9 protein-coding genes are annotated in these 12,136 nt (G+C 37.0%); 7 read left to right on the top strand and 2 right to left on the bottom strand.

Annotation, left to right across the window (positions count from 1 at the left end; translation table 11 throughout):
- The 6 genes from ACTBZY_RS24135 to ACTBZY_RS24110 all read left to right on the top strand — a co-directional run.
- The coding region (locus ACTBZY_RS24135; RefSeq protein WP_463048969.1) for a hypothetical protein at nucleotides 1-1,395 on the top strand (1,395 nt) is incomplete at its 5' end.
- A complete protein-coding gene (locus tag ACTBZY_RS24130; RefSeq protein WP_463048968.1) occupies nucleotides 1,379-2,950 on the top strand; it encodes a DndE family protein in 1,572 nt (523 codons plus the stop codon). The genes ACTBZY_RS24135 and ACTBZY_RS24130, both read left to right, overlap by 17 nt.
- A gap of 231 nt (nucleotides 2,951-3,181) precedes the next feature.
- Complete coding sequence (locus tag ACTBZY_RS24125; RefSeq protein WP_463048967.1) at nucleotides 3,182-3,535, top strand: cupin domain-containing protein; 354 nt, start codon at nucleotides 3,182-3,184, stop codon at nucleotides 3,533-3,535.
- A gap of 71 nt (nucleotides 3,536-3,606) precedes the next feature.
- Nucleotides 3,607-3,915, top strand: coding sequence for a group III truncated hemoglobin (locus tag ACTBZY_RS24120; RefSeq protein ID WP_463048966.1), 309 nt, complete (start codon nucleotides 3,607-3,609; stop codon nucleotides 3,913-3,915).
- A 588-nt stretch (nucleotides 3,916-4,503) separates the two neighbouring features.
- Nucleotides 4,504-5,214 carry a type VI secretion system tube protein Hcp gene (locus ACTBZY_RS24115; RefSeq protein ID WP_463048965.1) on the top strand — a complete coding sequence of 237 codons (711 nt, stop codon included), beginning with the start codon at nucleotides 4,504-4,506 and terminating at the stop codon, nucleotides 5,212-5,214.
- 224 nt (nucleotides 5,215-5,438) lie between these two features.
- Nucleotides 5,439-5,894, top strand: coding sequence for a hypothetical protein (locus tag ACTBZY_RS24110; RefSeq protein WP_463048964.1), 456 nt, complete (start codon nucleotides 5,439-5,441; stop codon nucleotides 5,892-5,894).
- A 455-nt stretch (nucleotides 5,895-6,349) separates the two neighbouring features.
- On the opposite strand, the gene ACTBZY_RS24105 is transcribed toward ACTBZY_RS24110, so the two are convergent.
- Together ACTBZY_RS24105 and ACTBZY_RS24100 are read right to left on the bottom strand one after the other, a co-directional pair.
- Entirely contained in the window at nucleotides 6,350-7,162 is an 813-nt protein-coding gene (locus ACTBZY_RS24105; RefSeq protein WP_463048963.1) for a L,D-transpeptidase, read from the bottom strand.
- A 224-nt stretch (nucleotides 7,163-7,386) separates the two neighbouring features.
- Nucleotides 7,387-10,179 carry an outer membrane beta-barrel protein gene (locus ACTBZY_RS24100; protein WP_463048962.1) on the bottom strand — a complete coding sequence of 931 codons (2,793 nt, stop codon included), beginning with the start codon at nucleotides 10,177-10,179 and terminating at the stop codon, nucleotides 7,387-7,389.
- Nucleotides 10,180-10,553: 374 nt separating this feature from the next.
- Between ACTBZY_RS24100 and ACTBZY_RS24095 the strand changes: the two genes are divergently transcribed.
- Nucleotides 10,554-11,999 carry a sulfatase family protein gene (locus ACTBZY_RS24095; RefSeq protein ID WP_463048961.1) on the top strand — a complete coding sequence of 482 codons (1,446 nt, stop codon included), beginning with the start codon at nucleotides 10,554-10,556 and terminating at the stop codon, nucleotides 11,997-11,999.
- The last annotated feature ends 137 nt before the right edge of the window (nucleotides 12,000-12,136 follow it).

Raw genomic sequence — 12,136 nt, 5'->3', positions numbered from 1 at the left:
CTAGAATTAAATAAAGGTAAGATTGAAAATATTGATCTAAAGTCAGCCCTTAATGAAACTAATATTAAAGAGTTGAAAGATAAAATCAAGGAATACCAAATCTTTCTTAATAAAAATAGTCGCAAGGAAACAAATTCATTAAACCGAGATGATTTATTTAATGAACTAACAATATTGCATGGCAAAAAAGAAGAACTTGAAAAAAGATTCAATGAGTTAAGCGAATTGGCCCCTTTAGCAATGCTTGGTGGAAAAATAGAAGAAGTGCTTGAGCATCTTGATTTACAAGAAAAATCAATTTCCCAAATTGAAAATAGCGAAGCAATAAAGAAAAAATTTGATAGCTTCACTGAGAAACTGTTTAACCAGCCTCCTGAACCTGAAGATGGTTCAATGTCGTTTAAAAATAAAATATTTTACGCGAACAAAGCAAATAGTTTATTAAGCGAACTATTTGAAGTAAAAGATTACGATAATAGAACTGACTTTGAGCTTGACTTAAATAATGCTGATAAAGAACTAATATTTAAAACAGCACAGATTTTACAACAACAATCAAAGGAATTGTTTGAGTCAACTATATCGGAGTTTAATACTGTTCAATTAGCAATTACAGCGATAGACAAGCAAATTAAAATGATTGATTCCGATTTAGAGGATGAAACAATTTTAGAGATGGTAACCTTAAAAGACGAAGCGGATAGAAATTTAGAAAAGATTATTGCTGAGAATGGAGCCCTTGAAAATCAAAAAGAGAAGTTATTAAAAGATAATGTGCGGTTAAATCAACAATACAATATTTTACTTCAAAAAAGTAGCGGAAATCAATTGATTAAAAACAAGATTGCAAAAGCGAAGAAGTATATTGATTCATTACAAACATTTATTGATAATCAAAAACGGTCTAAAAAAGAAGCTTTAGCCAATAATCTTTTATCGGAACTTCAAAAATTGATGCATAAAATGCAGCATAATGATGCAAGCTTTATTGAAGATTCAAGAATTGACATACTCCCTGACGGAAAGGGTCTTAAAGTTTCAATTTTAGATATAGACGGTAATGAAATCCCCAAAGAAAGCTTCTCAACAGGTGAAAAGCAGATTTATATATCCTGCTTAATTAAAGCAATTCTAAGCGAGTCAATTCAGAATTTTCCAATTTTTATTGATACACCATTGGGTAGATTAGACCATGAACATATTGAAAATATATTAAATAATTATTATCCTGATTTATCTAGTCAAGTTGTTTTATTGGCTACAAACAACGAGATAACACCTCGCCGTTACAAATCAATCTCAGATAAGGTTTCTAAATCATATTTGATTGTAAACGACAATAAGAAATCTTACTTTAAACCAGGTTATTTCCAAAGCTATGAGAATAAGAATTAGTAAATATAATGATGAAGTTATCGACAAAATAAAGTCGATTTACAAATTCAATTCAGAAGGTGTTGCTCCGAGATTGGCATTTTCGTATAGTCTTCAGACAAATAAACATTTTGATGTTAATATAGATGTTGCTCCTAGCTCTGATGGAAGAGATTTTAGGGATGACCGAGGTTTATTTGGTACAATCGTTGAAGGTCGTTCAAATTACCCCATATTTAAAGCAATATTAGACAAGCACTATAATCAATCTCTTTATGAGGAAGATTTTACTAAATTGTTTAAACTTCATCTTGACCATGGTCTAACAGAAATTTATAAAATACTTTCCAAAACAGACTTTACGGTTGGTGGTCATATTTCGCTTTTAATGAAGCTTATGAAGAATGGTCTTGACTTACAATCAAGTTCTGCTTCTATTGTGAACACTCAAAAACAAACAATAGTAAAAGAATACTCAGAACCATTATCATTTATACTTGGCACCACAGAAGAGAATGAGCAAATTGAGATAAAAATTAACGATTTAACAGAATTTGATAATAGAAATATTGCCATAGCTGGTATGGCAGGTTCTGGTAAAACTCAATTGATTAAAGATGTTTTATATCAGATTTCTAGCAAAACTAAAAATCAGCTTAAATATATTTTCTTTGATTACAAAGGAGAAGGGAATGCGTCTCAGTTGAAGCCATTTTTGGATAAAACAAATTGTGAGTTTATTGACATTTTGAATGATGGGTTTAATTTCAACCCTTTAGTATCTATAAATATAAGCGACGGTGAAAGGCAAAAAACGTTCAGTATTAAAGCCTTTGTAGATACAATAGGCACTTTTGTTCCGCAAATGGGAACTTCACAGAAGCATATCTTACAAACAGTAATTACTGATTTAATTGAGGACAAAGGAAACACTTGTCCAAACCTGACAGAGCTTTCTAATGCACTTGAAGAATATTATGAGGTTAGTAAAACAAAACCTGACACTTTATTGGCCGCAATTAAAGACCTATCAAGTGGCCTTTTCTCGGATGATATTTCAGAAAACATTATTGAGAAGAGCATTTATCTGAATTTGCCACCAACTTTATCTGATACTTTAAGGCAATTGTGTGTATTTCTTCTATTAAGATATTTTAATTTCTTTTTTAGTTCTGCAAATGATGCTGAACCGAAGGATAATATTATACCGTTGAGATATGTGATTGTTATTGACGAAGCTCATATTTACTTAAAAAATAAAAATGCAAGAAAAGCATTAGAAGACTTATTAAGGCTTTTACGTTCAAAAGGAGTGATTGTTGTAATGCTTTCACAGGGTGTTGAAGATTATAAAACTAAAGACTTTGATTTTGCTTCGCAGGTAAAATTACCAATCTGCTTAAACGTCCAAAACAAAGACCCGAAAATGATAAAAACGTTCATCGGTACACCTAGGAGTGAACATAAATTAATTAATGAAATTAACCGCCTTGATTCAGGTTTAGGTCTAATCAATCTTGACGAACCCAAAACAATCAAGATTAGACAATTTTGGAAAACGATAAAAAATGAATAGCTCGCTCCTCGACGCCTTTCCCCTTACAAAGTCTCCCTTTCTGCCGATTTATCCGCCGATAGGAGGACAGGCAGGCGTTTGGGAATCCACACTTATAAAAAGTGAATAACGTTTAGGAATAACTCAAGGACTTAAAAGTATCCCTAAACCAGCCCTCAAGGCTCCACCATGACAGTGGTCATATTTAGCCATCGGATTCCTTTGTTTCTTTACAAAAAGAAAACTAATAATATGCTACTAACATCATTCCAAGAAGACTTGATTTTTGGAGATAAAATCAAAACCAAAGTAATTTTAGAAACGTCTTTCTCAAAAGAAATACGTATACTTTTGAAAGCTGGACAGGTGATGAAACAACACCAAACTAAATTTCCTATTGTGGTTCATTTGCTCAAAGGTGAAATTGATTTTGGCGTAGAAAATACAGTGCACAGCATAAAAGAAGGCGATGTTTTAACTTTAGATGCCAATGTCCCTCACGATTTAAGTGCTATTCAGGATAGTGTGGTACGTCTTACATTATCAAAGTCTGACGATGTGGCTAGGGTAGAAAAAGTAATTGAGGCATCTGACCAAAAAGCATAACGAAAGAAATAGCATCCAGAGCAGATATTGCCTTCTTGGTAAATACATTTTCATAAGGAAAGAGCCCTTTCTTGGGCCCATTTTCAATAAACATATGGCAGTGGCCAAAGCATTTAGAAACACTAACGGACTTCTGGGAAACCAATCTTTTTGGGATAGCTAAATTTAAAGGAAACCCCACTTTAAAGCATTTTAATGTAGACCAGAATTTGCCCCATGGCATCCAGCAGGAGCACTTTGGCAAATGGCTTGAGCTTTGGTTCCAAACCATAGACAAGCTATTTGTAGGTGAATTGGCAAAGGAAGCCTCCAGACGCATGGCTCATGGACAGTTTATGGCTGTTTGGAATAACCGAGAAAAAAGTAAACCTGTTTTTTGATATTCTATTAAAAGAGCGAAATTAATCAACGATAAAACCCTGTTTCTTCGCTGACCTCGCTGGTCAGGCCTAGGCGTGCCTACCTCCTTTTTGTTGGGGCAAAAACAAGCTGACGAACTAAAGAACGAAACAAATCAACGATAAAATCTTGTTTCTTCGCTGACCTCGCCGGTCAACACTAGGCGTGCCCACCTACTTTTTGTTAAGGCAAAAACCCGAGACGTCGGACCGAAGCAAAAACCATCAACAAAATAAGCTTGTACATTCAAAATTGATATCTTAATGACTAGTAGGAGAGGCTAAGGAGAGTGAATTTTCATCGTACTTCAAATAGTATTTTGTTAGATAGGAACACTTTCTTGTTTATTCTAACATTTCCCTTTACAGAGTTCTTTAAGTCCAAAGGTCTCTGCTGGGACTCCGCTCTCCGATGCTTACAGCGTCGGTGTGTTGAGATAAAAAGCCTCTGGCTTTTACCGTGTTTTAGCCTTAAAAAACACATTGATCACCTTATGCCCATTTGATTTCATGGAATTTTAGATCGGGGACTATAATCCCTATCTTCACAAGTCTAAAAAAAATAATACCATGAAAATAAAAACTATTCAGTTCCTCATTGCCTTACTTTTAGCTGCTCCTTTTACATTGATTGCCCAAGATATTTCTATGGAGGCTCCTCCTGAGCTAGAAGTGAATGGCATTATATTCTCCAGCAGCGGTGGTGTTAAATTCCCCGACGGAACCATCCAAACCACAGCATACCTTCGAAACCCAGCAATGGAAAGTGGGCTGTCGGCCTTAGTGATAGAATTTGCCCCTTCATCAGGAATAAAGGGGCCAGCTCATGGCGATGGCATTACGGATGGTTTAAACGTGTTAAGTTTATCTAATGGCCTATCAAACTCATCTACAACTCATCTAGGCGGTGGCAGTGGAGCGGGTAAATCTAATTTCCAGGACCTCTCTTTCTCAAGGTTATCTGATATTAATTCTACCCGAATTAGGTCATTTGTAGCCGATGGCAGGCATATAGCTTACGTTGAAGTGTTTTTCTTAAGAATGATTGACAACCGCTATGTTATAGATCATAAAGTTCGCTATGAAGATTGTATCATTAATTCTTTTAATGTTAGCTCTGGTGGAACAGAAACAACCGAGAGCGTTGGTATTAATTACGGGAGTGCATGCTATTGCTCTTACGAAAGAAGCGAAATAGGTCAAGAGCTAGAATCTGCAAGTTTTGGCTGGAACATAGCGGAGAACACAGCCATAAGCACTTGTAATTGTGATAGTTTTTAAGCTGACTTGAACTTGGAAAAAGAATTGACAGAATTGCCCTTTGCAGCGTATTCTAAGACCTTTGAATACCCTGCCTAAGGATAAAGCCACTTCCTCTTGGGGAGGCTCTTCCTAGGGAAAAGCTTATTATTATGAATATAATTCTTGATTTTTGCTCGCTACAAATCCGTTTTTACCTTTAAGAAGTTTAAAAACATAGCATCAAATAAAAAATTACTTAACCAATGAAAAAAGTACTATTCCTGTTGATGGTTACTCTTGTTTCATGTAGTCCTGCTGTTGATATTAGCAGCCTAGAAATTGAAGGAACTTGGAAACTTTTTGAAGCGACTCTTGAAGAGAATGGAGTTAGAACAGTTACAAAATACGACCAGAACACCTCGTTCATAAAAATTATTAATAAGTCACATTTCGCTTTCCTCTTACACGATTTATCCAAAGGAAAAGATAGTACAGCAGTATATTCTTCTGGTGGAGGAACTTATGAATTGGAAGGAAACAAATACACGGAGAATCTTGAGTACTGCTCGGATAGACAATGGGAAGGAAATGACTTTCATTTTACACTAGTAATCAGAAACGACACCTTAATACAAAGTGGTGTTGAAATTGTGGAAGAAGCCGGAGTAAATAGAATGAATACAGAGAAATATATAAAAGTTAATAAGTCTAAATTCTAGACTCAAGGCAATGATTAATTTAAGAGAATAATTCCCTATTCAAACTCTCCACGGGAACAAATATGAAGCAACTAGTTGGAAATCCCGAACAGTTCAAACCGAAGGTATTTGGGAAGGAGAAATTAAACATTACCGCTCTTATAGACTCTAAAAAACCTCTTAGTACCAATCCGATGCTTATAGCATCAGTATGCTGATAAAAAAATAGTATAAAACATCTCTACCCCTTAACCTTCGCTGGTCTAAAATTGCGAATGGTATAGGTGAAGTTCAGCATATAAAAACGACTCAAAACCAAGGATTTGTTTTCCCCTTGCAGCGTCTCAAAATAGACGCAGCATTACTATGGCAAAATAGCTGCTCAGACTCACCACTCCGATGCTTGCAGTATTGGAGTGCTTATAAAAGCCTCATCCACTAACATTCCATGCGTCTGGTGGCAAAAAATTATATGCTTAGGTGTCGGTAATGGATATCCAAGTATGACTAATCCCAATCAGATTAACTAATTCATAAAATATTTTAGCATTCATAGGGTGAAGTCTTACACAACCATGTGATGCCTTTGTTCCCAACTTTGCAAAGTTCCCCGTTGTGGTTCCATGAACGGCATATCCACCTTTAATAAAAACGGCATAAGGCATATTGCCAAGCCCCTCGTAGTTTCCTCCAGGGAATTTTTTAGAGGTATATCTTTTAAATATTGGTCCTGCAGCTCTTACATTCAATGTTGGTGTATCGTACTTGCCTATGCCGGTAGAAACCGAGAAGCTGTCTATTAATACGGCATCAAGATATAAATAAAGGGTCTGAGTAGACTTTACGATATGGGCATATATGAGGCAACCGGTTTCACTGCAAGGAATATTTTCAGGGTCTTTTTTGCTTGTTAGAAAGGAATCAAGGATTTGTGTGTTTTCTTTTAATAAGAGGAGTTCTTCTGGCGTATGAGTCTCCATTTTTTTCCAAATTTTACGCAAACTGTCCACTTGCTCCACCATGGCCATTTCTCTGTGCCATGCATTATCAATTTGTATCAACAAGGCATTGATGGAATCTTTGTCCGGAGTAAGTAGCGTACTTTCAAAAATATTAGTTTCAAAACCCGGTCCAGCAGTATCAAGCTTTTCTGCCTTTATGGAATCTTTAAAAGCATAGTAATCAAAATTTTCTGGGAGTTTCTTTCTTGAAGGACTATCGCATGATTGCAAAAAGGTCAATACAATTATACTAAGGAGGGTCGCTGTAGCCGAAAATGTGAATTTCATTACCCAATATACGCTTTTAAAGAAACTATTGCGTATAATTTCCGATTTACTTCGTCTCGAAATTGACTCCGAAGGCCAATTTATTTTAGCTGCTCAAAGTCTCCCGGTCTGCCTATTTATCCGCCGATAGGAGGACAGACTAGCGTTAGTGATTCTAAAAAAAAATCACCAGACCGATACTCAAAGCAGTGGTCTGGTGATAAAAAATCAAAAATAAAGCATTGCTACCTCTTAACTTTAGCAGGTCTAAAATTCCGAATGGTGTAGGTGAAGTTCAGCATGTAAAAACGACTCAAAACCAAGGATTTATTATCCGCCACATAGGCTGCGGTAATTTCTCTGGAAATGCTGTTGTTTTGTCCAAGCACATCAAAGGCAGACAAACTCAATTCGGCTTGGTCTTTTTTCATAAACTTATAGGCTGCTTTTGCAGATAATAAGGTGAAGTTTTGTTCAAAACCTTCTATACCCGCTAAATAGGTGTTGGTGCCTTTTACATTAAATAAGAAGCCACTTTTACTTAATAAATTCAGAGCTAAACCAATGTTTTGCGTGTAATAGTTGCTATTGAGGTCTTGCTGCAACGTATTCTCAATAATGTTGTAACCGCCATTATAGGAAAGTGTAAAATCCACTTGCTCAGAGATATTGCTACCCAAAACAGCACCTAAGGTCAATCCCGTGTTTTGGGCAATGTTTTCTAAGTCATTTACTAAACCCGGCGTAATAGAATGGTTTACACCAAAGTTAAGATTGAGGTTTGATTTTAGGCTTGTAAGCGGAAAACCATAGGTTATAAAAGAGCGGTAAGACTGACTGTTTCCGTAGTTCCGTGGCAAACTAAGCGAGGCACCCCTTAGCAGCGGAATGCCATTATAAACGGTATCTTTTAGTGCAATGGTGCTAATATTAGAAATGTTATCTAAGGTATAGCTACCCACCAAATAAGCATAGAAAGTGCTTCCTTTCTCTATATTGGCACTGTTATAACGGAACGTTAAGCTGTAATTGTTCTCCTGGTCTAAGTTGGGATTTCCAGCCGATAGCTGCAATGGATTGCTGTTGTCCACCACATTTTGTAGCTGCGTAATGCTGGGTGCATTGGTAGAGGTTCTATAATAAACCCGAATGCTTTTTTCTTTGCTCAAAGAATACCTCAGCATGGCAAAAGGCAAAACGTTTTTAAAACTTCTGCTCGTATTCAAGGTCTGCGGAAACAGTTGTTCGCCATCCAAGTTGGCTATTTGATAATTCAGATTGGCAAAAAACATAAAATCTCGCCCTTTATTGTATCTATAGCCAGCACTCATAGTTTGGGTATTGTACTGGTTCAAAAAGCTATTACTCAAATTCTCATTTAAGTTATTGAAAGTCCCCGTCTCAGGATTAAAGTCATATGTTGATTGGTCCGACTCATTATCTGCCCAGTCTGTTTTATAAGAAAAACGCAAGCTACTTCTTTCACTAAGTGGCTGAGAATAGTCGGCTCTGATGTCGTATGAATTATTTAAAACTACTTTACTCGACTCCTGATTGAGGTTCAAATCATTGACACTTAACTGGTCTTCTGATAATAATGCGGATTGATAGTCTTGGCTCGACCTATTATTTCCTACACCAATGGAAAAAGTTTGTCCTGGCTTTGCAAATCTATGACGATAAAGCAGATTGAATTTTAGCGAATAGCCATCATTATTACTATTTGTAGAGGTTATGGTGTGATTCAAGAGCTCGTTTACAATGTCTGTTCTACCGTCCACATAATCGCTTATGTCGGCATTTTGAAAACTAAGTACTGGCGTAAAAATCAAGGAATTTTCCTTATCAATGTCGTATTGCATCCTCAGGTTAACCCTGTGATTTAGATTTTGCTTATTCCCAGCATGATATTCAAGATAATCTTGGCTTACGTTTTCACCCAAAAACGTTGTTTGTTTTAAAGTATCGATGGAGTTATTATCCGTCTGATTATAGAAATAACTCATGTTAACCTTTACTTTTTCACTCCAGTTATCTGTGAGGTTAAAACCTAAAGCATTTGTATTGGTAATGCCACTTTGCCCATTCACCAGAAAGTCGCTGGAGTTAGCCCCTACCGAAGAGCCACCACGTCCGCCGCCTCTCCTACCTCCACCTCTTCCAGAGCTAGTGCTCCCTAAAACCCCTAATAAGTCGTCTGAAGAGAAGTTCGTTTGATTAATATTATTGGAAAGCCCAATGATGGAGATTCTTAAATCTTCATTGAAATAGTTGACATTTCCACCCAAATTGTATCTATCGTCGGTACCATAGCCAGCGTATACTTTTCCAAACTGTCCATTGCTTTTTCCACTTTTGGTAACAATGTTTATCGATTTCTCGGTGTTACCGTCGTCTGTACCCGAAAATTGAGACTGGTCGCTCAATCGGTCAAATACTTCAATTTTGTCAATGATTTCTGCTGGTAAGTTCTTTAGAGCTGCACTGGCATCATTACCAAAGAACTCTCTACCATCCACCGTGACGCGTTTTACATCTTCCCCTTGGGCTTGCAGTTTGCCATCTTGATATTGTATGCCGGGCATCTTTTTCACCAAATCGTCTGCCGTAGCATCTGGATTTACTTTATAAGCATCAGCGTTAAACTGTAAGGTGTCGCCTTTCATGGCTACCCGCACTTGTTTGGCTTTTACCTCTACTTCGCCCAATAGTTTTGAATCTTCTTCCAGAATTATGTTTTCAAACAGCTTATCATTATCTATCAAAGGAACTCGCTCCGTTTTAGTCACAAAACCCACAGAGCTAATTTTCAAAAGGTAAAAACCTTTGGGTAGCTCATTAATTTCAAATTCCCCATTGGCATTGCTAAATGCCGCTCTTAAAAATGTGGAGTCTCTAGGAGAAGTCAACCGCACAGTGGCAGCCACAACGCCTTCGTTATTGGAATCGGTTACCTTTCCAGAAACCTTAAAAACATCCTGAGCAAAAGCGTAGGATGAAAAAACAAGGAATAATAAAGTAGTAATAAGTCTATTCATAATTAAATTTTAAGGCTCTTTGACTCTTAAAGACTTTAAAGGTTTAAATAGACATAAGGGCTTTTATCCCCAAAGATTAGCCCTTTGTCGATACTGACTTAGCATATTAATTTTTAAGACCCAAAGTGTCTCGGTTTTGGATTGAATCCTGATTTAGTGAGGGAGTGGTGCAGATAAACTTCTGACATTAACGGCCATATTTAACATAAATCAATTTTACAAGTTTGAATTTTCAAACACTTTGCTACGGCTTAATTCATTGCGATCATTTATTGGTTCAAATTTTGCCATAGATGGCATTATCAAAAAAGTGTTCTTAGCACTTAGTTTTCATCATAATGCCTTAAATTATCAAACCCTATTAAAATTATAACATGAAACTACAAGTACTGCTTTTAATCTTTTGCTGTGGATTAGTAAATGCACAGGTTAAACCACCCAACATTGTTTTTTGTTTAGCCGACGACTGGGGTTATCCGCATGCTGGTGCTTACGGAGACCAAGGCGTTAAAACGCCCAATTTCGATAGGCTTGCCAAAGAAGGTGTCTTATTTAATCATGCTTTTGTTTCAAGTCCTTCTTGCACTCCTAGTAGAAATGCCTTTATAACGGGTAAATACCATTGGGAATTAGGTTCTGGAGCTAACTTATGGAGTACACTTCCAGAGAAACATCAAAGTTTCATTCACCTCTTGGCCGACAAAGGATATACCACAGGCCGAAACGAATCTAAAACTTGGGGACCCGGTAATTTAGAAAGCTGGATAGCCAGTCATGGCTCACATCCTTCTAATAAAGGGTATAGTACCTTTGAAGACTTCCTAGAAGCAAAAACCGATGATGCACCCTTCTTTTTTTGGTTGGGAACGCTAGACCCACATCGAGATTATGAAAAGGGTACGGGTGAAGAAAGTGGCATAGATATTTCCAAAGTTCATCTTTATCAACATTATCCAGCATCTGTTGTCATACGTAAGGATGTGGCAGATTATTATTATGAAGTGCAGCGATGGGACAGTTTGGTGGGTTCTGTGATAAAACAATTAGAAGAAAACAATCTACTTGAAAACACCATTATTATCATGACGGGCGACCATGGTATGCCTTTCCCTCGTGGCAAAGGAAACCTTTACGATTCTGGTGTGCGAGTGCCATTTGCAGTGCGATGGGGAAACGAAATTAAAGCTGGCAGAACGGTAGATGATTATGTGTCGTTTGCAGACATTGCCCCTACTCTTCTGGATGCGGCTGGAGTTCAAATACCAGAAGATATGACTGGCAGGAGTTTTGTCGATATCTTAAAATCGGAAAAATCTGGAATGATAGATCGCACCGACATCGTTTTTGGCAGAGAAAGACACGTGCCTGCTCAGGAGAAGCCCAATATGGGAGGTTATCCTTCGCGGGGATATAGGAATGATGATTTTCTTTATATCCGTAATTATAAGCCTGATTTATGGCCGGCTGGTACAGGAAAATTAGGGGAAACCAATTTCCCAAATCAATGGTATGCAGACTGTGACGGCGGCCCTACCAAAGATTATATCGTGGCCAATAAAGATTTAGATCAAGAACATCGCCTTTCTTATGAGCTCTGTTTTGGCAAAAGACCTGCTGAAGAGTTATACGATTTAAAAAATGACCCCGACCAGGTGAACAACATTATTAATGATAAGGCTTACGCCAAAACATTGGAAAGTTTACGTTCTAAGCTTCAAGCCAAACTTACAGCCTTAAATGATCCTAGAGCCAAAAATCCTGATTATGAAGGATTTGACCAATATCCCTACTTAGGTGGTGGAGGCGGGAAAAGGAATTAGATTTGTTAGATTTTTAAAGCTCAAGATTACTTGATTCCCCAATAAAAGCTTCTGGATTTAAGCTATTTTATGAACTCCGTAAAATACCTGCCATCAGTGATATATTATATACTCGAAGAATCCTACCCCATTGGGGT

The organism is Arcticibacterium sp. (genome assembly GCF_055134445.1).
This window is presented reverse-complemented; position numbering and strand designations above follow the sequence as displayed.